This is a genomic window from Rhodoferax sp. XS2R6, assembly GCF_056521365.1.
Genome location: NZ_JBWMAY010000007.1, coordinates 84,185 through 105,663, shown reverse-complemented (window position 1 = coordinate 105,663; position 21,479 = coordinate 84,185). Strand labels below are relative to the sequence as shown.

Below are 21,479 nucleotides of genomic sequence, written 5' to 3'. Positions count from 1 at the left end.
TGCCTGCGCATGACTGGCTGTAAGCTTGCGGCGTCTTGTCCTCCCCGGTGGACTCTGAAAGAATGCCTGTAGCCGCGCGGTGCGGGCCTTATAAAAGGAAGAACGAACCATGAACACCATGTCCTTGATGCGGCTTTTTACGATCCGCTTGCGCATGCTGGGAGCCATCGCCATGGTCCTGGCGCTGTTGGGCATTGTGGGCGCGGGTGGTTTGTGGGGCATGGCCCGCATCCAGTCCCAGAGCGACGCCTTCCTGGAAAACTCCTTTGCCGAGGTGCAGCACCTCACCCAGCTGCGCGCCGCGCTGGGTGCGGTACGCCTGGCCGAGAAGGACATGATCATCGAGTACGAGCGTACCAATGAGGTGGAAAAAGCCTATGCCCGCTGGAAGGCTGCGCTGGAGCAGACCGACAAGGTTGCGGCCGAGTTTTTGGTGGGCGAGGACGATACCGACAACGTCGTCATTCGTGCCATGCAGGGCAACCTCAAAACCTATGCCCAGCTGTTTGAACCCGTTGCCACGCAGCTCAAAAGCAGCGGCTACGAATCGGCCACGACGGCCAACCGCATGAGCCAGAAGGCGCTGGCCGAGGTGGACAAGGCGGAGCAGCAGCTCAAAGAGCTCGACACCGTGCTCAAGACCGAGGCAGATGGCGCGATTGCAGAGCAGAAGGAAGTTGGCCGTCTCATCCAATGGGTGTTCATTGCTGCGCTGGTGGTGGCCACGCTGGTGGTGGTGCCGCTGACCATTCTGAACATGAATTCGATTTGCAAGCCGCTGGAGCAGGCGCGCCAGCTGGCCCAGGCGATTGCCGGAGGCGACCTGTCCCAGCGCATGGTGGTGAACGGCAAAGACGAGGTGGCTGATTTGCAGCGTGCGCAACAGGCCATGCAAGAGGGCCTGAATGCCCTGGTTTCGCAGGTGCGCAATGCCAGCGAAAGCGTGGCCCTGGCCAGCCAGGAAATTGCTTCGGGCAACCAGGACCTGTCCATGCGCACCGAAAAATCGGCCAGCAGCGTGCAGGAAACCGTGACCTCCCTGGCCGACCTTACCAACAACGTGCAGCAGACCGCGCACTCGGCGCAAACTGCGCGGGGCCTGTCTGATTCGGCCTCCGCTTTGGCGGTGCGCGGCGGCCAGGTGGTCACCCAGGCGGTGGGCAGCATGCACGAGATCGCGGCCTCCAGCAGCAAGATCAGCGACATCATTGGCCTGATCGACTCCATCGCTTTCCAGACCAACATCCTCGCGCTCAACGCGGCGGTGGAAGCCGCCCGTGCCGGTGAGCAGGGCCGTGGTTTTGCCGTGGTGGCCTCCGAAGTACGCAGCCTGGCCAAACGCTCGGCCGATGCGGCGCAGGAAATCAAGGTTCTGGTGGGCAGCAGCGTGACTGCCGTGAATGGTGGCGTGAAGCTGGTGGAAGAAGCCGGCGCCGCCATGCAGGAAATGGTGGTGGGCGTGCAGCGTGTGGGCAACATCATTGGTGAAATCACCACCGCCTCGGCCGAGCAGTCCACCGGCATCGCCCAGGTCAACACCTCGGTGGGCGAAATCGACCAGGCCACCCAGCAGAACGCGGCCTTGGTCGAGCAGTCCGCTGCCGCTGCCGAGTCGCTGCGCGAACAGGCCGAGCGCCTGGCCCAGGTGGTGCGCCAGTTCCGCCTGCAAGACCGCGCGCTGGCCTAAGCCCGCCCCGTGACGGCCCACGTCCGTGCGGGCATGCGGCAGACCTGGGCTTTAGCCCTTGCCCTGTCTTTGGGCGCCGCTATTTCGCTGGGTATTACCCGCTTTGCCTACGGCCTGCTGCTGCCGGCCATGCGCACCGATTTGGGCTGGAGCTACACGCTGGCCGGTGCCATGAACACCGCCAATGCGCTGGGGTACTTCTTAGGCGCCCTGGCCACGCCTTGGCTCATGCGCCGTCTGGGCCCCTCGGCCCTGCTGTGGGGCGGTGCTGCGTTGGCCAGTGTTTTTATGGGCCTCAGCGGTTTTTTTACCGATGCGCAGCCCTTGCTGCTGCAGCGCCTGCTGGCTGGCGTGGCCAGCGCGCTGGTGTTCATCGCTGGCGGACTGTTGGCCGCCCGCCTTGGGGCGCGGCATCCGCAGTACAGCGGTTTGCTGCTGGGTATTTATTACGGGGGCACGGGGCTGGGCATCGTGCTGTCGGCCCTGCTGGTGCCTTGGTTGCTAGAGGCCACACAGGCACAGGCCCACGGTTGGCGATGGGCCTGGTGGATGTTGGCGCTCGCTTGCGCGGCAGCCAGTGCCGTGCTGGTGTGGCCTGCCAGGGTGATGGCGCGTTGGGAGGTTCCTGCCGCAACGCCGGGCGTCCCTGTGCGCAACTTCCGCTGGCGCCAGTTTGCCTTTGGCCTGGCGGGTTACACCCTGTTTGGCGTGGGTTACATCGGCTACATGACCTTTGTGGTGGCGCTGTTGCGGGCGCAGGGCAGCAGCGCCTTGGCGGTTACCGTGTTTTATGCCTTGCTGGGGCTGGCTGTGCTCGCGTCCAGTCGCATCTGGGCGGGCTTGCTGGACCGGCACAAGAATGGCCGAGCCTTGGCGACCCTGAACGCGCTGTTGGGCGTGGCCACCGTGTTGCCGGCGCTCACGCAGTGGTGGCCCCTGGTGCTGGCCTCGGGGCTTTTGTTTGGGGCGGTTTTTCTGTCGGTGGTGGCGTCCACCACGGCATTGGTGCGCCACAACCTGCCACCCGCCGCCTGGGCTGCGGGCATCAGCGCCTTCACCACGGTGTTTGCGGCGGGCCAGATTGTGGGCCCCACCGTGGTTGGCTGGATTGCCGATGGCCCCGGCGGGCTGGCGCGTGGCCTGGTGTTTTCTGCGGCCGCGCTGTGGCTGGGGGCCGTGCTGGCCACCCGGCAAAAGGCGCTGGCTTAAGCGGTGGCCCCGGCGCGGCCTTCCACAAACGCCACCATCACGCGCGCAAAGTCGGTGCCTTCGTGGCCCTGGGCCAGGCTCTCAATACTGGCGGTGTAGTGCTCGTCACCCAGCAGCGTGCGGCGTTTGTTGAGCAGGTGGGCGCTGTAGTCCTCCACAAACTCCGGGTGGGGCTGGATACACAACACCTCCTGGCCGCGGGCGTAGGCGGCAATCGGGCAACGGTCGCTGCTGGCCAGCAGCGTGGTGCCGGCGGGCAGCTCCAGCACCTGGTCCTGGTGGCTGGCCAGCAGGGCAAAGCTGTCGCGTTCGCCTTCGGGCAGCAGGTCTTTGGCGTGCCAGGCGTAGGTGTTGCGCCCGGTCACCCAGCCTTGCGGCGCACGGCCGACCTTGGCGCCCAGGCACAGGGCGATGAGCTGGTGGCCAAAACACACGCCCAGTAACTTGGTGTCGGTGTCCAGCAGTTCGGTCACACGGCGGCGCAACTCCACCACCCAGGGCTCGTCGGAGAAGGAGTCGGCCTTGCTGCCGGTCAGCAACACGGCGTCGTAGTCGGCAAAGGAGTCGGGGTATTCGCCCAGCGGTGTGCTGAAGCGCTCCATGGTCCAGGTCGTGGCGCCGGCGTCGCGCAGCACGCGTTCCATCATGGCAGCGTAGTTGCCATAGGTGGGTACCAGGGCCGGGTCAATCGTGTCGTTGTCCAGAATGCAGAGTTTCATGGCCGCAATTTTCGCAGTTTTGCCCTGAAAACCACAGCCAGCAGGGTCTTTGGCACCCAAACAGGGTCTGTTTTGGCGTGCCGTGCTACATTAAGCGATCGCTTGAAGGCGATTGGCCGTGTTCTGGTATGCATGCCGCAACACACCCGCCCCCGGCAGTGGGGTCGCCAATCCGGACCTGATGTCAGCGACCTGCAACCGCCCTCTCACGGCACCGCAGCTTTTCTCTTTTGAGCACTTGACCTCTGCCGTGGTTGGTGCGCTTGTACTTTTTAATGATTCAGAACCACAATAAGATCGCTTCTTTGCATCCCGTTACCATCGGCAAATACCGCATTGCCGCTTGCTCCAAGCCGCTCCTTAGCGGCCGTTTTGGCGCACAAGTATCCATTGCCAGCGGACGCGGCAGCGCGTCAACCGACCGTGTCATGAGTTTTCATGACGATTTTTCCACGCCAGACGCAGCGGCCCGTTACGCCATTGCGCAAGGCATCCACTGGGTGCAAAGTGCCACCCGCACCCAGTAAGCTACTGCACAAAGGAAACCACCATGGCCAAAGAAGACCTGATTGAAATGATGGGCATCGTCAACGAAGTGTTGCCCGATACCCGTTTTCGCGTGACCCTGGACAATGGTCACCAGTTGATCGCCTACTCTGCCGGCAAGATGCGCAAGAACCACATCCGCATTTTGGCGGGTGACCGCGTGTCGCTGGAGCTGTCGCCCTACGACCTGAGCAAGGGACGCATCAACTTCCGTCACATCGAGGGCCGTGGCCCCATGACGCCACGCCGTTAAGACGGCGCCGCTGGGGCATTGCGCCCCAGCCAGGGGTTTATTGGCTGGCTGCCAGCCGGTCCAGCCGGGGTTTGATGACGAAGCCCATGAACAGGCTCACGCACAAGCCCACCGGCAGGGACTTGAGGAAGGCGGCCCCCCACGCGCTGGCAAAACCCGGCGCCAGGCCCCGGTTGCTCAGCGTGACCGCGCTGGCCAATAACAATTCCATCACGCAGGCGGTGCAGGCCGCCAAAATCAGTTTGCGTACCAGGGCACTTTGCCCGGCAAACACCTGCTGCACCTTGCGGTCCAGCACCGCCATGAAGGCAAAGGCCACCAGCATCACTGGCAGCGCCGACAAAAATCCCCGCAGCCACTGCGCCGTGAAATCGTCGGCAAAACCGATGTTGATCCAGGTAATCACGCCGCTGAGCAGCAGCCCGATGGTGGGCAAAATGAGCAGCGGCGGGACGATGGCGCGCAGGCGCAATGGGCGGGGGGAAGACGTCGTCTGGGTGGGCATAGGGGCGTAATTTGTTATTTGGTTGATAATGTCAACCAATGTACTTGAAATAGTTGACTTGGTCAACCAAATGCCATGCCCAATCTCCCTAGCCCTGAAGAAGATGCCATCCAGGCCATGCTGCGCATGTTTGAGGCGCTCAAGGCGCAGATGGGGCAGTCCCTGGCGCAGGCCGGCATCACGCTGTCGCCCTTGCACCTGCACATCCTGAGCCACTGCAAGGCCAACCCGGGTGGCAACCAGCAGACGCTGGTGCAGGCCAGCACCCGTGACAAGGGCCAGATTGCGCGCATCACCAAGGAGCTGGAGGCGCAGGGCCTGCTGCGCAGAAGCCCGGACCCCCAAGACGGGCGCAGCCAGATTCTGGATGTGACGCCCTTGGGGCTGGACGCCTGCGCGGTGTTTGAGGCCCAACACGCCGCGCTGGTGCAGCGCATGTTTGCCGGTGTGGCGCCGGAACGGCTGGCCGTGTTTACCGAGGTGGCGCGTAGCGCAGCAGCCCAAGCACTATCAAAATAGGAGCTGCTTGCGCAATATCCACGGGCGCTAGAGGCCCATTTGATATAAATTAGCGCTGTTGCATCCCGAGTCGCAGTGTCTTTTGGCGGGTCGGCAGCGATGTTGGGGCCGCGGTCCAGTCGGGCACTTGCACCGTGGCGTTGTGGGTCGCGTCTAACTTGAACACCGCGACCACCTGCACCAGGTCGTTGGCCTGGCTCTTCAGGCTGCTGGCCGCTGCTGCCATCTCCTCCACCAGCGCCGCGTTCTGCTGCGTGGCCTGGTCCATCTGGGTGACGGCTTCGCCTACCTGGGCGACGCCACTGCTCTGCTCTGAGCTGGCCGCTGAGATTTCTCCCATGATGTCGGTCACACGGCGGATGCTGCTGACGACTTCGGTCATGGTGGTGCCGGCTTTGTCCACCAGGGCCGTGCCTTGCTCCACCCGCTCCACGCTGGTGCCAATGAGGGTTTTGATTTCTTTGGCGGCTTCGGCCGAGCGTCCTGCCAGGGATCGGACTTCGGAGGCGACGACGGCAAAGCCGCGTCCCTGTTCTCCCGCCCGGGCGGCTTCTACGGCGGCGTTCAGGGCCAGGATGTTGGTCTGGAAGGCAATGCCGTCGATGACGCTGATGATGTCGGCGATCTTGCGGCTGGATTCGTTGATGCCTTTCATGGTTTCCACCACCTGACTGACCACTTCTCCGCCCTGGATTGCGACTTTGGAGGCGTTCATGGCGAGTTGGTTGGCCTGTGAGGCGTTGTCGGCGTTTTGGCGCACGGTGGAGCCCAGTTCTTCCATGCTGGCTGCGGTTTCTTCCAGCGCACTGGCTTGTTGTTCGGTGCGGGCGCTGAGGTCGTGGTTGCCTTGGGCGATCTCGGCACTGGCCGTGGCTACCGATTCACTGCCACTGCGGACTTGGGAGACTACCTGTGACAGATTGGCCTGCATGCGTTGTAAAGCGGCCATCAGTTGCCCAGTCTCGTTGGTCGAATCCACCGTGATGGATTGCGACAAATTGCCTTCGGCAATCTGGTCGGCCAGCGCCATGACGGTGCGGATGGGGGTGGTGATGGAGCGGATCAGCCACAGCGCGGCTGCGGCGGCTACCACCAACGCCACCGCCATGGCGGCGAGCATGACCGCGCGGGCCTGGTTGGCATGGGCTTCAGTGCTGGCGCCGGCGGCAGCTGCGCCCTGCTGGTTCAGCGCTGTGATCTTGGTTACCGTGGCTCCCAGGCTGTTGAAGGTCTCTCGGGCTTCGCCTTCGAGCAGCTTGCGCGCAGGGAATTTTTCGCGCCGTGTGGACATGTCCACCAGCTCCTGGTGCTGGGCTTGGTACTTTTTCCAGTCAGTTTCTAGCGCAGCATCCAGGGCTTGCTCCTCGGGACTATTGACGAGCTTGGCGTAGTCTTTGCGGAGCCCTTCGATGCTGGCCACCTTGGCCACCATGGCGGTGGCAAAACGCTCCATGGCCGTCTCATCGGTGTTGAGTACGTGCTGACTCTCCAGCGTGCGCAGGTCGGCAATGGCGGCCTTCAGGTTGCCCACCAGGGTTACGCTGGGCAGCCAGTTGTCGATGATTTCCTGGGTGCTGCTGCGCATAGCCTGCATTTGCAGCAGCGCCACCAGCACGTTGCCTACCAGCAGCGCTGACAGCAAGGCCATCACCGCCACCAGGCGGGTGGAGATTTTGAGATTACGGAATTGCATGGCCTGTCTCCTCGTCGTTATGTATGGGGCCTTTTTTACTGTCCAACTGTCTATCCAACAAACATGTGTGCGGGCAGGCCGGGGCTGCTCACTTCCACGGCAAACAGTGCACCGGCCAGCGGCTCATTGAACAGCGACGCATCGGCCGCCGGTTGGCAAGCGCTGGTGATGAAGAGGGTGCGCAGATCGCGCCCGCCAAACGTACAGCCCGTGATCTGGCTGGCGGGAACACGGATGCGCAGGAGTTCTTCGCCCGTGTCGGGCGCGTGGCAGCTCACGCACCCGGCGCCTGCACGGGCGAGCCAAATACGGCCCGCTGCATCGGTGCACAGGCCTTGTGGCGACCCCTCGTGGCGCGCCAGCTGCAGCCAGGTGCGTGCGGGGCTTAAGGTGCCACGGTCTGCATCCAGGTCGTAGGCCAGCACCCGGCGTTGGGCGCTGTCTGTCAGAAACAGGGTGCGTTGGTCCTGGGACCAGGCGGGGCCATGGCTGGACGCCAGCCCGCTGTGTACGCGTGTGCATTGCGAGCCACCGGTGTAGCGGTACAACGCGCCGGTGGGGGTGGGGTTGCCGGCGTTGTGGGTGCTGAACCAGAAGCGACCTTGCGCGTCGCAATGGCCATCACCCAGGCGGTTGCCCGGGTGGGCCGGCTCGGCCTGGTGCAGGCGCTGCAGGCGGCCGGTTTCGGGATCAAAAATGGCTAAGTCCCGCCGCAGGGCAAGCAGCAGTCCGGCTTGTCGGCTGCACTCTGCCACGGCGCCAATGTCTTCGCCAAACGACCAACTGTCGCGCAACTTGTGCACCGGGTCAAAGCGGTGCAGCTGCCGACCAGCCGTGTCGACCCAGTAAAGCGCGCCTTCGCGCGCGGACCAGACCGCGCCTGCGCCCCGCAGCGCCTGGGCGGACCATACGCTGCGCACCTCGGTGAGTGCCGTGGGTGCGTGGTAGCGCTGTGGTGTTGCCTGCAACACCGCGGCCATGTCAGTGTGAGTCGCGCGGGACTCCGGCGCCACTGCCGCCCACCAGGAAGTCCAGGTCAGCGCCTAGATGGGCCTGTTGCACAGTCTCTACATACAGCTTGTACCAGCCGCGCTTGGGCTTCTCGGGCGCTTGCCAGGCGGCCAGGCGGCGTGCCAGCTCTTCGTCCGAGATCTCCAGGTGCAGCTTGCGCTCGGGCACATTGAGTTCAATGATGTCCCCGTTTTGCACCACGGCCAGGGGGCCACCAGCCGCCGCTTCGGGGCTGGTGTGCAACACGGTTGTGCCGTAAGCGGTGCCGCTCATGCGGGCGTCCGAGATGCGCACCATGTCGGTAATACCCTTTTGCAGCACCTTGGGGGGCAGCGGCATATTGCCCACTTCGGCCATGCCGGGGTAGCCGCGCGGGCCGCAGTTCTTCAACACCATGACGCTGTTTTCGTCGATGTCCAGATCCGGATCGTCAATCTTGGCGTGGAACTCTTCAATCGACTCGAACACCACGGCCGGGCCGCGGTGGTGCAGCAGGTGTTTCGAGGCCGCCGAGGGCTTGATCACCGCGCCATTGGGTGCCAGGTTGCCCCGCACCACGGCAATGCCGGCGGCGGGCATGAAAGGTTCAGCCACGGTCTTGATCACGTCGCGGTTGTAACAAGGGGCGTTCTCTACGTTTTCGCGGATGGTTTTGCCGTTGACCGTCATGCAGTCGCTGTGCAGCAGAGGCAAGATTTCACGCATCACCGCGGGCAGGCCACCGGCGTAGCAGAAGTCTTCCATCAGGTACTTGCCCGAGGGTTGCAGGTTCAGGATGTTGTTCACTTCCGAACCCAGCTTGTCGAAGTCTTCCAGCTTCAGCTCGACGCCCAGGCGACCGGCAATGGCCAAGAGGTGGATCACCGCGTTGGTCGAGCCGCCAATCGCCGCATTGGTGCGGATGGCGTTCTCAAAGGCTTTGCGCGTCACGATCTGCGACATCTTGATGTCTTGTTTGACCATCTCCACAATGCGGCGGCCGGTCAGCTGGGCCAGGCGTTTGCGGCGTGTGTCGGCCGCGGGGATGGCGGCGTTCTCCGGGAACGCCATGCCCAAGGCTTCAACCATGCTGGCCATGGTGGAGGCGGTGCCCATGGTCATGCAGGTGCCGGTGGAGCGGTGCATATCGCTCTCGCAGGACGAGAACTCTTGCATGGTCATCTCGCCAGCGCGCACCATTTCAGACATTTGCCACACACCGGTGCCGGAGCCCACGTCTTTGCCGCGGAACTTGCCGTTGAGCATGGGGCCACCGGACAGGCCGATGGTGGGCAGGTCGCAGCTGGCCGCACCCATCATCAGGGAAGGGGTGGTCTTGTCGCAGCCCATGAGCAGCACCACGCCGTCGATCGGGTTGCCGCGGATGCTTTCTTCCACGTCCATGGACGCCAGGTTGCGGAACAGCATGGCCGTGGGGCGCAGCTGGGTTTCGCCCAGCGACATGACGGGAAATTCGAGCGGGAAGCCACCGGCTTCGTACACACCACGTTTGACGAACTCGGCCAATTCACGGAAGTGGCCGTTGCAGGGCGTCAGTTCGCTCCAGGTGTTGCAGATACCAATGATGGGGCGACCGTCCAGCAGGTCGTGCGGGTAGCCCTGGTTTTTGAGCCAGCTGCGGTGCACAAACCCGTCGCGGTCTTGGCGGCCGAACCAGGCTTGGCTGCGGCGAAATGGGGGCTTGGGGGAGTCCATGAATGTATGCCTCGTTTTCTAGGGAGGGTATTCCTCCAGTTCTTGACAGGGGGCATCGTAACAATGCACAGTGATAATAGAAAATGAATTAACTAGCAATTCATATATCTATATTGCAATCAATTAAAAAGGAAAATTATGTCGGCAGTTTCTGGCTTGGCGCAGTACCTCAGCTTGCGCGGTAAAAGCGTCTTCATCACCGGTGGAGGAACTGGAATTGGGGCCGCCATGGTGAGCGCTTTCGCCGAGCAAGGTGCGCAGGTGGCCTTTGTGGATGTGGCCGCCGCCGAGAGCGAGGCGCTGGCCGCACAACTGCGGGCCCAGGGCGCAACGGTGTGGTGGCAAAGCTGCGACGTGCGCGATGTGGCGGCCCTGCAGCAGGCCATTGCCAGCGCCCAGGCCGTGCTCGGCGATTTCTCGGTGCTGGTGAACAACGTGGCCCGGGACGACCGCCACACGCTGGAGTCCGTCACGCCGGAGTACTGGGATGAGCGCATGGCCGTGAACCAACGCCCGGCCTTTTTTGCCATCCAGGCCATTGCGCCCGGCATGCGCCGTCTAGGTGGCGGTGCGGTCATTAACCTGGGCTCCACCGGCTGGCAGACCAAGGGCAGTGGGTATCCCTGTTACGCAGTGGCCAAATCGTCCGTCAACGGGTTGACCCGCGGCCTGGCGGATTCATTGGGCGCGGACCGCATCCGCATCAACACCGTGTCGCCCGGTTGGGTGATGACCGAGCGGCAGATTGCCATGTGGCTGGACGCCGCGGGCGAAGCCGACATCCAGCGCAACCAGTGCCTGCCGGACAAGCTGCGCCCCTCGGACGTGGCGCGTATGGTGCTGTTTTTGGCCTCCGACGACGGTGCCATGTGCACCGCCCAGGAGTTCAAGGTGGACGCAGGCTGGGCCTGAGGGCCTGGCGTTCAGACCGGGGGTGGGGCAAAGGTGAACTCTTTGCCGTACACCGTCATGGCGGAGGCTTTGAGGGCGCGCAATACCACCTCGCCCGCAGGGGACAGCAGGCGGTCGCGCCGGGTGATGAAGCCAAAAGGCTCCATGTCCAGCGGTAGCGCCACCGGCAGGATGGACATCAGGCCGTGGTTGGCGTAGTAGCGCGCCACGTCCACCGCCATCACACTCACCATATCGCTCTGCTGCATCATTTTGCTGATGAACAGCAGGGCGCTGGTTTCCACGCTGTTGGTGGGCTGCTGCAGCCCCAGTTCCTGGATCATCAGGTCGAAACGGTGGCGCAACATGCTGCCGGAGGGGGGCACGATCCAGCCGTACTGGAACACGTCTTCCAGGCTGGGCTTGATGGCGGTCAGCAGCGGGTGGCCGGGGCGCGCCACGGCGCAGATGGGCTCGTCCGTGACCACCTCGTAGCGCAGGGCGGCCTTGTCGTGTTCGGGGGAGAGACGGCCCACCAGAATGTCCAGTGTGCCGCGGTTCAGGCGCTCGATCAGCACGTTGCTGGGCTCGATCTGGATGGTGATGTGCAGATTCGGGTGGGCCTGTTTGACGGCGGCCACCGTGGGGGGCAGCAGCGCCAGCCCGGGCGCAGTGATGGAGCCCAGGTTGACCTGGCCAAACTGCCCGCTTTTGGCTGCCTGCAGCTCTTCGTGGGCCTGGTTCAGGCTGGCCAGCGCAGCGCGCGCGTGGCGAATCATGGTGTCGCCGTACCAGGTGGGGCGCATGCCGCGCGGCAGCCGTTCAAACAGCGACACCCCCAGCACATCCTCCAGGTCCTTGAGCAGTTTGGAGGCTGCGGGCTGCGTCATGTTGAGCACCTGTGCCGCGCGATGGATGTTTCCTTCTTCGGACAACGCCACAAGCAGCAGCAACTGCCGTGTTTTGAGGCGAGCGCGCAAGAACCAGTGGGTGTAGTTTGTCATATGAGGGTTATCACCAATCTGTATTTCAGTATCGAAACAGCTGCAAACTATATTAGAAATTAATCTATCACATCCTTATCATCCGGGCTCTGCGCCGACCTGGCAAAGACACCTCGTGAATCAAGTTAATTAAACAGGAGACATCCCATGACAGCACGTAGAAGCACTCTGAAGGCCCTGGTAGCCAGCTTGGCCATCGGCTTGGCATTTGGCAGCACCGTTGCCAACGCCCAAGACAAAGGCCTGGTCGGCGTGGCCATGCCCACCAAGAGCTCCACTCGCTGGATTGCCGACGGCAACAGCATGGTCGCCGCTTTGGCTGCCAAAGGCTACAAGGCCGACTTGCAGTACGCCGAAGACGACATCCCTAACCAGTTGGCCCAGATCGAAAACATGATCACCAAAGGCGCCAAGGTGCTGGTGATTGCCGCCATCGACGGCACGACGCTGACCAATGTGCTGCAAAAAGCCGCCGACAAGGGCATCAAGGTGGTGTCTTACGACCGTTTGATCGTGGGCTCCAAAAACGTCGACTATTACGCCACGTTCGACAACTTCCAAGTGGGTGTGTTGCAAGCCCAGTCCCTGGAAAAGGCTTTGGGCCTGAAAGAAGGCAAGGGGCCTTTCAACATCGAATTGTTCGGTGGTTCTTCTGACGACAACAACGCCTTCTTCTTCTATGACGGCGCCATGTCGGTTCTGGACCCCTACATCAAGTCTGGCAAGCTGGTGGTGCGTTCCAAGCAAACCGGCATGCAAAAAGTGGCAACTCTGCGTTGGGATGGCCAAGTGGCCCAGGCCCGCATGGAAAACCTGTTGAGCGCTTACTACGGCAAAGACAAGCTGAACGCCGTGTTGTCTCCCTATGACGGCATTTCCATCGGCATCTTGTCCGCACTCAAGGGCGTGGGCTACGGCACTGCGGCTCAGCCCATGCCTTTCGTGAGCGGCCAAGACGCTGAAGTGCCTTCCGTGAAGTCCATCATCCGCAAGGAACAGTACTCCACCATCTTCAAGGACACCCGTGAACTGGCCAAAGTGGCCGCCAACATGGTGGACGCGGTGATGGGCGGCAAGCAGCCTGAAATCAACGACACCAAGACCTACAACAACAAGGTCAAGGTCGTTCCTTCTTACCTGTTGAAGCCTGTGTCTGTGGACATCTCCAACTACAAGCAAGTGTTGGTGGGCAGCGGCTACATCAAGGAAGAGCAACTCAAGTAATCTCGGCAACGAGCGGAAGAGGCCCTGTGCCCCAAAGCACAGGGCTTTTTACATTCTCCCGGGTTCAAGAGAACGATAGTTGAGGCAACATGGTCGAACCAATTTTAGAAATGCGTGGGATGCGCAAAACATTCCATGGCGTGACGGCGCTCAGCAATGTGAACCTCACAGTGCTGCCGGGCCAGATCCATGCCATCGTTGGAGAAAACGGCGCCGGCAAGTCCACCCTGATGAAAGTGCTCAGCGGTGTGTACCCCCATGGTGAATACGAAGGCGAAATTCGCTACCAGGGCAAAGAGTGCAAGTTCAAGGGCATTCACGACAGTGAAGCTCTGGGCATCATCATCATCCACCAGGAGCTGGCCCTCGTGCCCCTGCTCTCGATCACTGAGAACATCTTCCTGGGCAATGAGCAGGCCCGGGGTGGCGTGATTGACTGGAATACGTCTTACGTCAAAACCAAAGCGCTGCTGCAAAAAGTGGGCTTGAACGAATCGCCCAACACGCTGATTACCAACCTGGGTGTGGGCAAACAGCAGCTCATCGAAATTGCCAAAGCCCTGTCCAAGGAAGTGAAGCTGCTGATCCTGGACGAACCCACGGCCAGCCTGAACGAAAAAGACAGCGATGCGCTGTTGGAACTGCTGCTGGAGCTCAAGCGCCAGGGCATTGCCTGCATTTTGATCTCGCACAAACTCAACGAAATTTCCAAGGTGGCCGATGCCATCACCGTGCTGCGCGACGGCGCCAGTGTGGCCACGCTGGACTGCAGCACCGAACCGGTCAGCGAAGACTTGGTGATCCGCAATATGGTGGGCCGCGAAATGGCCGACCGCTACCCCAAGCGCACCCCGAATGTGGGTGAGAAGGTGTTTGAGGTCAAGAACTGGACCGTGCACCACGCCGAACACGCCGACCGCAAGGTCATCAAAGGTGTGGACCTGCATGTGAAACGCGGTGAGATTGTGGGCATTGCCGGTCTGATGGGCGCGGGCCGCACCGAGCTGGCCATGAGCATTTTTGGCCGTACCTATGGGCAAAACACCACCGGCCAAGTGTTCCTGAACGGCAAAGAGGTGGACACCAGCACGGTGCAAAAAGCCATCAACCACGGCATTGCCTATGTGACCGAAGACCGCAAGGGTTATGGCCTGGTGCTGGACGAAACCATTGCCTGGAACACCACCCTGGCCAACCTGCCAGCCGTGGCCAAACGTTCGGTGGTGGACGAAGGGCGCGAGTTTGGCGTGGCCCAGGACTTCCGCAAAAAACTCAACATCCGCAGCCCCAATGTGTTTGCCCGCACCGTCAACCTGTCGGGCGGCAACCAGCAAAAAGTGGTGCTTAGCAAGTGGCTGTTCTCCGAACCCGAGGTGCTGATTCTGGACGAGCCCACCCGCGGTATCGACGTGGGCGCCAAGTACGAGATCTACACCATCATTGCCCAGCTGGCGGCCGAGGGCAAATGTGTGCTCATGATCTCCAGCGAGATGCCGGAGCTGCTGGGCATGTGTGACCGAATCTGTGTGCTCAACGAGGGCGCCTTTGTGGCCGAGTTTTCGGCCGCCGAAGCGACCCAGGAAAAAATTATGCGATCTATCGTGACATCAGGAGTGAATTGATATGGCAACCCCCAACACTGGCGCAACCCCCACGACCACGGGCGGCGCGGCCTTCCTGAAAAACAACCTGCGTGAATACGGTTTGCTCATGGCCCTGGTGGTCATCATGGGCTTCTTCCAGGTCATGACCGACGGCACGTTGTTCCAGCCGCTCAACCTGACCAACCTGATCCTGCAAAACAGCTACATCATCGTCATGGCCTTGGGCATGTTGTTGGTGATCGTGGCCGGCCACATTGACCTCTCGGTCGGTTCGGTCTGCGGCTTTATCGGTGCGGTAGCAGCGGTGCTGATGGTGAACTACAACTGGCACTATGTGCCCGCTGCCATCGTGTGTCTGGTGCTGGGCGGTGTCATCGGCGCGGCCCAAGGCTACTGGGTGGCGTTCTACAAAATTCCGTCCTTCATCGTCACCCTGGCCGGCATGCTGGTTTTCAAGGGCCTGGCGCTGGCCGTGCTGGAAGGTGCGTCTGTGGGCCCCTTCCCACCCGAGTTTCAGCTGCTCAGCACGGGTTTTATCCCTGATCCCTTCTCGGGCGAAAACCTGCGCATCGCTTCCCTGATTCTGGGCTTGTTGATTGCGCTGGCCATGCTTATCGCCAAGGTTCGTGACCGTGCGGGCCGCAACCAGCACGGCATGGAAAACGAACCTCTGGCCATCTTTGCTATCAAGAACTTGGTGTTTGTGGTCATGATCGTGGCCTTCACCTACATGCTGTCCACCTACAAGGGCCTGCCCAATGTGCTGGTGGTCATGCTGTTGTTGATGTTGGTCTATGACTTTGTCGCTTCCAAGACCACCATTGGCCGCCGCATCTACGCGCTGGGTGGCAACGAAAAAGCGGCTCGCCTGTCCGGTATCCGCACCGAACGCCTGACCTTCTACACCTTCATCAACATGGGGGTTCTGGCGGCTTTGGCCGGTCTGATCTTTGCGGCCCGCTTGAACACCGCCACCCCCAAGGCCGGTCTGGGCTTCGAGCTGGACGTGATTGCGGCCTGTTTCATTGGCGGCGCGTCGGCTTCGGGCGGTGTGGGCAAGGTACTGGGTGCCGTGATTGGCGCCTTCATCATGGGCGTCATGAACAACGGCATGTCCATCATGGGTATCGGCATTGACTACCAGCAGGTCATCAAGGGCCTGGTGCTGTTGGCCGCCGTCTGCTTCGACGTCTACAACAAGAACAAATAAGGACTCACCATGTACTCCGCTGCCAATGCCCGTTACAAGGGCGTGTTTCCGGTCGTCCCTACGACCTTTGATGCAACCGGTGCACTCGATCTGGATAGCCAGAAACGCTGCGTCGATTTCATGATCGAAGCCGGCTCCACCGGCCTGTGCATCCTGGCCAACTTCTCCGAGCAGTTTGTGCTGGCCGATGCCGAGCGCGAAGTGCTCACCAAAACCATCCTGGAGCACGTCAAGGGCCGTGTGCCCGTGATCGTGACCACCACCCACTTCAGCACCCAGATCACCATCGCGCGCAGCGTGCAGGCGCAGCAGTGGGGCGCCTCCATGGTCATGGTCATGCCGCCCTACCACGGTGCTACGTTTCGCGTGCCTGAGGCGCAGATTTACGAGTACTTCGCGCGCCTGTCGGATGCAATCGACATCCCCATCATGATCCAGGATGCCCCGGTCAGCGGTACGCCTCTGTCCGTTCCGTTCCTTGTGCGCATGGCCCAAGAGATCAAACAGGTGGCCTACTTCAAGATCGAAACCGCCGGTGCGGCTTCCAAACTGCGCGAACTCATCCGTGTGGGTGGTGCTGCCATCGAAGGCCCCTGGGATGGTGAAGAGGCCATCACGCTGATGCCCGATTTGGACGCTGGCGCTACCGGCGCCATGACCGGCGGCGGTTTTCCGGATGGCATCCGCAAGATCGTCGACGCCTACGCAGCCGGTCGCCGTGAAGACGCTGTGGCGCTGTACCAGCAGTGGTTGCCCCTGATTAATTACGAAAACCGCCAGGGCGGCATCTTGACCGCCAAGGCCCTCATGAAAGAAGGCGGCGTGATTGCCTGCGAAGCCGGCCGCCATCCCTTCCCCGCCATGCACCCCGATACCCGGGCCGGTCTCATCGAAACAGCCAAGCGCCTGGACCCCTTGGTCCTGCGCTGGGGCAAGTAAATAAGGACACGCGCATGTCTGACAACACCGTCTTCAAGCTCCTGGGCCGTCGCCTGCGATTGGCCGTCATCGGTGGCGGTCCTGGCTCCTTCATTGGCGCCATGCACCGCCAGGCTGCGCGCCTGGATGACCGCTATGAGTTGGTAGCTGCGGCGCTGTCCTCCGACCCCGAGCGTTCGCACATTACGGGCCAAGGTATTGGCGTGGCGCAAGACCGCTGCTACCCCAGTGGCCAGGCGCTGATCGATGCCGAAGCCAAGCGCCCCGACGGCGCCGAGGTGGTGGCCATCATGACGCCCAATGACAGCCACTACGCGTTTGCGATGCAGGCACTGGAGCGCGGGCTGGACGTGATTTGCGACAAGCCCATGACCAACACGCTGGCCGAAGCCGAAGCGCTGCATGCGCGGGTGCAGGCCACGGGACTGGTGTTTTGCCTAACCCACAACTACACGGGTTACCCCATGGTGCGCCAAGCCAAGGCCATGGTCATGGCGGGTGACCTGGGCGAGATCCGCCTGGTGCAGGTGGAGTACGTGCAGGGTGGCCGCGCCAAAAGCGGCCCCGGCCGTAAGGCCTGGAAAGAAGACCCGACACGCGGCGGCCCCTCGCTGGTGTTGGGCGACATCGGTACCCATGCGCACAACCTGCTGCGTTTCATCACCGGGCTTGAAGTGGCCCAGGTGGCGGCCGAGGTGGGCAGCATCGTGCCTGACCGCATTACCCACGATTACGCAGGCGCGATGTTGCGCCTGAGTAATGGCGCGCGTGGCAGCTTCTGGGTCACCCAGGCGGCCGCTGGTGTGGAAAACGGCCTGCGCATCCGTGTGAGCGGATCACAAGGCAGCCTGGAGTGGCACCAAGAGCACCCGCAGGTGCTGCAGTTCAAGCCGCTCGATGCTCCGGCCCAGGTGCGCACCCCCAATGGCCCCGGCACCCTGCCCCTGTCGGCGCGCGCATCGCGCATCGTGGCCGGCCACCCCGAAGGTTTCCACGAAGCCTTTGCCAATCTCTACACCGATGCGTCCGACGCCATTGCCGCGCGCCGCAGCGGCCAGACAGCCGACCCGCTGTCCCTGCATTTCCCCAACGCCACCGATGGGCTACAAGGCATCCGCTTTGTGGCCGCCGCGGTGGCCTCCAGTAACCAGCAGGGCGTTTGGACGTCCCTGTAACTTGTGAACACCACCATGACGACTTCCCAGCACAACAACCTCATCAACGGCGAATGGGTGGCCGCGGCCAGCTACGCGCCCAACCTCAACCCCTCCAACCTGGCCGATGTGATTGGCGAATACGCCCAGGCTGATGTGGCCCAGCTCAACGCTGCTGTGGCCGCCGCCCAAAAAGCCTTCCCCGCCTGGTCTACCGGTGGCATCCAGGCGCGGGCCGATGCGCTGGACAAGATTGGCAATGAAATCTTGGCCCGCAGAGAAGAGCTGGGCACCCTGCTGGCCCGTGAAGAAGGCAAAACCCGCAATGAGGGCATTGGCGAAGCCGCCCGTGCCGGCAACATCTTCAAGTTCTTCGCCGGCGAATGCCTGCGCCTGGCCGGTGAGACCCTGCCCTCGGTGCGCCCCGGCATTGGCGTGGAAGTCACGCGTGAACCGCTGGGCGTGATCGGCCTGATCACCCCCTGGAACTTCCCCATCGCCATTCCGGCCTGGAAGATTGCCCCGGCCCTGGCCTACGGCAACTGCGTGGTCTTGAAGCCCGCCGACCTGGTGCCCGGTTGCGCCTGGGCGCTGGCCGACATCATCCACCGCAGCGGCATTCCCGCCGGCGTGTTCAACCTGGTCATGGGCTCGGGCCGCGTGATTGGTGACGCCCTGGTCAACCACCCCGGCATCACCGCCATTAGCTTCACTGGCTCGGTCGGTGTGGGTCAACGCATTGCGGCTGCCTGTGCCAGCCACATGAAGAAAGTGCAACTGGAAATGGGTGGCAAGAACCCGCAAGTCGTGCTGGACGATGCCGACCTGGGCGTGGCGGTTGAGCTCAGCGTGCAAAGCGCCTTTTACTCCACGGGCCAGCGCTGCACGGCATCCAGCCGCCTCATCGTGACCGACAAGATTTACCCGGCTTTCATCGACGCCATGCAAAAACGCATGGCCGCCATCAAGGTGGGCGACGCGCTGGAAGCCGGCATCGACATCGGCCCGGTGTCCTCGCAGGCCCAGCTGGAGCAAGATTTGTCTTACGTGGAAATCGGCAAAGCCGAAGGCGCCACGCTGCTGACCGGCGGTGAGCGTCTGAGCCGTGGCACCGATGGCTTTTACATGGCGCCCGCCCTGCTGGTGGACAGCACCGCCGCCATGCGCATCAACCGCGAAGAAATCTTTGGCCCCGTGGCCAGCGTGATCCGCGTGAAAGACTATGACGAAGCCTTGGCAGTGGCCAACGACACACCGTTTGGCCTGTCCGCTGGCATTGCCACCACCTCGCTCAAGTACGCCACCCACTTCAAACGCCACAGCCAAGCCGGCATGGTGATGGTGAACCTGCCCACAGCAGGGGTGGACTACCACGTGCCGTTTGGTGGCCGCAAAGGCTCCAGCTACGGCTCGCGGGAGCAAGGCAAATACGCTGCCGAATTCTTCACCACGGTGAAGACGGCTTACACCCTGGCGTAAACCTTCAAGGCCCCCACCATGCGCACCCTTCGACGAATCTTTCTAGGTACTCTGTTGTTGGGCTCCATGCCCTGGGCCCTGGCACAAACCGCCAGCAAAGGTGGGGTGGGCCTTCTCATGCCCACCATTACCTCGCAGCGCTGGGTGGTGGACGGGCTGGCCATGGTGCGCGCCATGGACAAACTGGGCTATCGCCCAGATCTGAAGTACGCCGACGACAACGTGGCCACGCAGATCGCGCAGATCGAAGAGATGCTCAAGGCCAGCGACATGAAGGTGTTGGTGATTGGTGCCATTGACGGCAGCAAGCTGGCCCCGGTGCTGCAAAAAGCGGCCGAAAAAAAGATCAAGGTCATTGCCTATGACCGCCTGATCCGCGACACCTCCCATGTGGACTACTACGCCACCTTCGACAACTTCCAGGTCGGCGTGCTGCAGGGTACCTACATCATCGAGCACCTGGGGTTGGACAAGGGCAAGGGGCCTTTCAACATCGAGCTGTTTGGTGGGTCTTCGGATGACAACAACGCTTTTTTCTTTTACGACGGCGCCATGTCGGTGCTCAAGCCCTATATCGACAAGGGCAAGCTCGTGGTGGGTTCGGGCCAGATGGGCATGGACAAGGTGGCCACGCAGCGCTGGAGCGGGTCGGTCGCACGTGCACGCCTGACCCAAATTCTCGACAAGTACTACAGCAAACAGCGCCTGGACGCCCTGCTCTCACCGTACGACGGCATCAGCATGGAGCTGTTGACGGCGATGAAAAAGGCGGGTTATGGCCAGGGTGGCCAGCCTCTGCCGGTGGTCACCGGTCAGGATGCCGAAATGCCCACCGTGCGCTCCATCATCCGTGGGGAGCAGACCTCCACCGTGTTCAAGGACAACCGGGAGCTGGCCCAGGTGGTCACCACCATGGTGGACGCCATTCTGTCGGGCAAAAAACCCGTCATCAACGACGAGAAGACCTACAACAACGGGCAGAAAGTGGTGCCTGCATTCCTGCTCAAGCCGATGACCGTGGATGTGAACAACTGGCGCGCTGCACTGGTGGCCTCGGGCTACTACAAGGCCGACCAGTTCCGCTGAACCAGCGCCGCTATTGCAGCGGTGGCGCGCAGCGTTTGTGGGTCTGTGAGGGCAGCTCGCCAAACATGGCCTGGTAGTCTTTGGCAAAGTGGCCAAAGTGCCAGAAACCCATATCGGTGGCCGCCTCGGTCACCGAGCTGGCGGTTTTGAGGGCCTGGCGCACCGCACCCAGGCGAATGGCGCGCAGATAGGCCAGTGGGCTGATGCCCAGAATCCTGTGGAAAGCGTTTTGCAGCGTGCGTCGGCTCACCCCCAGCGCCATGCACAGTTCGCCCACCGTGGGGGCTTGCTGTAACTGCCCTTGCACCAGGGCGCGGGCCTGTTGCACCAGCTGCCAGTGAACATCGTGGGCCGTGTCGGCGGGGCTGCTGGCCAGGTTCAGCGCCGTGACCTTTTCCACCAGGGTGTCCACCATGCCGGCCCGCAGCGCGGGCAGGGAGAACATGGCGGGCGCTGTGTGGGCGGTTTCAAACAGCATCAGCATCACCTGCCGCAGGCCTTCCAGCGCTTGCGGGTCGGTGGCCCGCAGACCTGCCTCGTCGCGCGCCAGCGCGCCCTGGCCCCAAGGGTAGAGGGTATTGGCCAGCACCGGGTCCAGCTCCAAGCCCATCATCACGTGGTCGCTGCCGGTACGGAACTCGAAGCCGGACTGCCCCGAAAACACATGCAGCGCATTGCGGTCCGACTGCACACCACAAAACACGCTGCTGCCGTCGCAGCGCAGAGGCACGCCCAGCGCCAGCACGCCGTTGTGCAACTGGCCGCTCTGGTACACGGTAGAGCCCAGGCCCTCCATGAACAGGCGCACCGGCCCCAGGTCCACGCGCTGGATGGCCCCGCGAAAACCGCCGCCCGAGAGCTGCAGGTAGGACTGGTTCCAGCCCGTCAGTGCCGCGGCTTGTTCATCCACATCGGCATAAATGGCCGACTCGAACCCCGCAGCCTGCACGCTTGTCGCCACGGGGATTGCCGAAATGGGATGTTGGGACATAAGCCAAAGATTCTGCAAAAAACATGCCGGGGCGCTTCTAGGTGTTTACACCCGGCCATG

20 protein-coding genes are annotated in these 21,479 nt (G+C 62.3%); 13 read left to right on the top strand and 7 right to left on the bottom strand.

Features of this window, described 5'->3' with window-relative positions; genetic code table 11:
* The first annotated feature begins 109 nt into the window (after positions 1 to 109).
* The gene (locus tag AC097A_RS18630; RefSeq protein WP_315480125.1) at positions 110 to 1,687 is read left to right on the top strand and encodes a methyl-accepting chemotaxis protein; all 1,578 of its coding nucleotides are present in this window, start codon (positions 110 to 112) and stop codon (positions 1,685 to 1,687) included.
* A gap of 33 nt (positions 1,688 to 1,720) precedes the next feature.
* Entirely contained in the window at positions 1,721 to 2,896 is a 1,176-nt protein-coding gene (locus AC097A_RS18625) for a YbfB/YjiJ family MFS transporter (protein WP_479622047.1), read from the top strand.
* Here the strand turns inward: AC097A_RS18625 and AC097A_RS18620 are convergent.
* The gene (locus AC097A_RS18620) at positions 2,893 to 3,615 is read right to left on the bottom strand and encodes a glutamine amidotransferase-related protein (protein ID WP_479621988.1); all 723 of its coding nucleotides are present in this window, start codon (positions 3,613 to 3,615) and stop codon (positions 2,893 to 2,895) included. The genes AC097A_RS18625 and AC097A_RS18620 overlap by 4 nt on opposite strands.
* A gap of 305 nt (positions 3,616 to 3,920) precedes the next feature.
* Between AC097A_RS18620 and AC097A_RS18615 the strand changes: the two genes are divergently transcribed.
* Complete coding sequence (locus AC097A_RS18615; RefSeq protein WP_236635218.1) at positions 3,921 to 4,142, top strand: hypothetical protein; 222 nt, start codon at positions 3,921 to 3,923, stop codon at positions 4,140 to 4,142.
* A gap of 23 nt (positions 4,143 to 4,165) precedes the next feature.
* Positions 4,166 to 4,414 (top strand): translation initiation factor IF-1, encoded by a 249-nt coding sequence (gene infA, locus AC097A_RS18610; RefSeq protein ID WP_105260222.1) that lies wholly within the window; start codon positions 4,166 to 4,168, stop codon positions 4,412 to 4,414.
* A 37-nt stretch (positions 4,415 to 4,451) separates the two neighbouring features.
* Here the strand turns inward: infA and AC097A_RS18605 are convergent, their stop codons facing one another.
* On the bottom strand, positions 4,452 to 4,919 hold the full coding sequence (locus tag AC097A_RS18605; RefSeq protein WP_479621987.1) for a DUF2798 domain-containing protein: 468 nt from the start codon (positions 4,917 to 4,919) through the stop codon (positions 4,452 to 4,454).
* Positions 4,920 to 4,994: 75 nt separating this feature from the next.
* Between AC097A_RS18605 and AC097A_RS18600 the strand changes: the two genes are divergently transcribed.
* Entirely contained in the window at positions 4,995 to 5,438 is a 444-nt protein-coding gene (locus AC097A_RS18600; RefSeq protein ID WP_479621986.1) for a MarR family winged helix-turn-helix transcriptional regulator, read from the top strand.
* A gap of 49 nt (positions 5,439 to 5,487) precedes the next feature.
* On the opposite strand, the gene AC097A_RS18595 is transcribed toward AC097A_RS18600, so the two are convergent.
* Genes AC097A_RS18595 through AC097A_RS18585 form a run of 3 tightly spaced genes read right to left on the bottom strand, consistent with a single transcriptional unit; the run spans position 5,488 to position 9,837 of the window.
* Positions 5,488 to 7,131, bottom strand: coding sequence for a methyl-accepting chemotaxis protein (locus AC097A_RS18595; RefSeq protein ID WP_479621985.1), 1,644 nt, complete (start codon positions 7,129 to 7,131; stop codon positions 5,488 to 5,490).
* Positions 7,132 to 7,181: 50 nt separating this feature from the next.
* Positions 7,182 to 8,111, bottom strand: a complete 930-nt coding sequence (locus AC097A_RS18590; RefSeq protein WP_479621984.1) for an SMP-30/gluconolactonase/LRE family protein — start codon at positions 8,109 to 8,111, stop codon at positions 7,182 to 7,184.
* Between the two features lies 1 nt (position 8,112).
* Positions 8,113 to 9,837, bottom strand: coding sequence for an IlvD/Edd family dehydratase (locus AC097A_RS18585; RefSeq protein WP_479621983.1), 1,725 nt, complete (start codon positions 9,835 to 9,837; stop codon positions 8,113 to 8,115).
* Positions 9,838 to 9,975: 138 nt separating this feature from the next.
* On the opposite strand from AC097A_RS18585, the gene AC097A_RS18580 reads away from it, so the two are divergent.
* Positions 9,976 to 10,749 (top strand): SDR family NAD(P)-dependent oxidoreductase, encoded by a 774-nt coding sequence (locus tag AC097A_RS18580; protein WP_105260228.1) that lies wholly within the window; start codon positions 9,976 to 9,978, stop codon positions 10,747 to 10,749.
* Positions 10,750 to 10,760: 11 nt separating this feature from the next.
* Here AC097A_RS18580 and AC097A_RS18575 read toward each other — a convergent pair whose 3' ends face one another.
* A complete protein-coding gene (locus AC097A_RS18575) occupies positions 10,761 to 11,732 on the bottom strand; it encodes a LysR family transcriptional regulator (protein ID WP_105260229.1) in 972 nt (323 codons plus the stop codon).
* A gap of 147 nt (positions 11,733 to 11,879) precedes the next feature.
* Here AC097A_RS18575 and chvE (AC097A_RS18570) point away from each other — a divergent pair, with 147 nt between their 5' ends.
* From chvE (AC097A_RS18570) to chvE (AC097A_RS18540), 7 genes are all read left to right on the top strand, one after another.
* Positions 11,880 to 12,956 carry a multiple monosaccharide ABC transporter substrate-binding protein gene (gene chvE, locus AC097A_RS18570; protein ID WP_105260230.1) on the top strand — a complete coding sequence of 359 codons (1,077 nt, stop codon included), beginning with the start codon at positions 11,880 to 11,882 and terminating at the stop codon, positions 12,954 to 12,956.
* Between the two features lie 89 nt (positions 12,957 to 13,045).
* On the top strand, positions 13,046 to 14,578 hold the full coding sequence (gene mmsA / locus AC097A_RS18565; protein ID WP_479621982.1) for a multiple monosaccharide ABC transporter ATP-binding protein: 1,533 nt from the start codon (positions 13,046 to 13,048) through the stop codon (positions 14,576 to 14,578).
* 1 nt (position 14,579) lies between these two features.
* Positions 14,580 to 15,770: a multiple monosaccharide ABC transporter permease gene (gene mmsB / locus AC097A_RS18560; RefSeq protein ID WP_479621981.1), complete on the top strand. Its 1,191-nt coding sequence runs from the start codon at positions 14,580 to 14,582 to the stop codon at positions 15,768 to 15,770.
* Between the two features lie 9 nt (positions 15,771 to 15,779).
* On the top strand, positions 15,780 to 16,709 hold the full coding sequence (locus tag AC097A_RS18555; RefSeq protein ID WP_479621980.1) for a dihydrodipicolinate synthase family protein: 930 nt from the start codon (positions 15,780 to 15,782) through the stop codon (positions 16,707 to 16,709).
* Positions 16,710 to 16,723: 14 nt separating this feature from the next.
* A complete protein-coding gene (locus AC097A_RS18550; protein ID WP_479621979.1) occupies positions 16,724 to 17,884 on the top strand; it encodes a Gfo/Idh/MocA family protein in 1,161 nt (386 codons plus the stop codon).
* A gap of 15 nt (positions 17,885 to 17,899) precedes the next feature.
* Complete coding sequence (locus tag AC097A_RS18545) at positions 17,900 to 19,342, top strand: aldehyde dehydrogenase family protein (protein ID WP_479621978.1); 1,443 nt, start codon at positions 17,900 to 17,902, stop codon at positions 19,340 to 19,342.
* A gap of 18 nt (positions 19,343 to 19,360) precedes the next feature.
* A complete protein-coding gene (chvE, locus tag AC097A_RS18540) occupies positions 19,361 to 20,428 on the top strand; it encodes a multiple monosaccharide ABC transporter substrate-binding protein (protein ID WP_479621977.1) in 1,068 nt (355 codons plus the stop codon).
* Between the two features lie 10 nt (positions 20,429 to 20,438).
* Here the strand turns inward: chvE (AC097A_RS18540) and AC097A_RS18535 are convergent, their stop codons facing one another.
* A complete protein-coding gene (locus AC097A_RS18535; protein ID WP_105260236.1) occupies positions 20,439 to 21,419 on the bottom strand; it encodes a helix-turn-helix domain-containing protein in 981 nt (326 codons plus the stop codon).
* Positions 21,420 to 21,479: the final 60 nt, after the last annotated feature.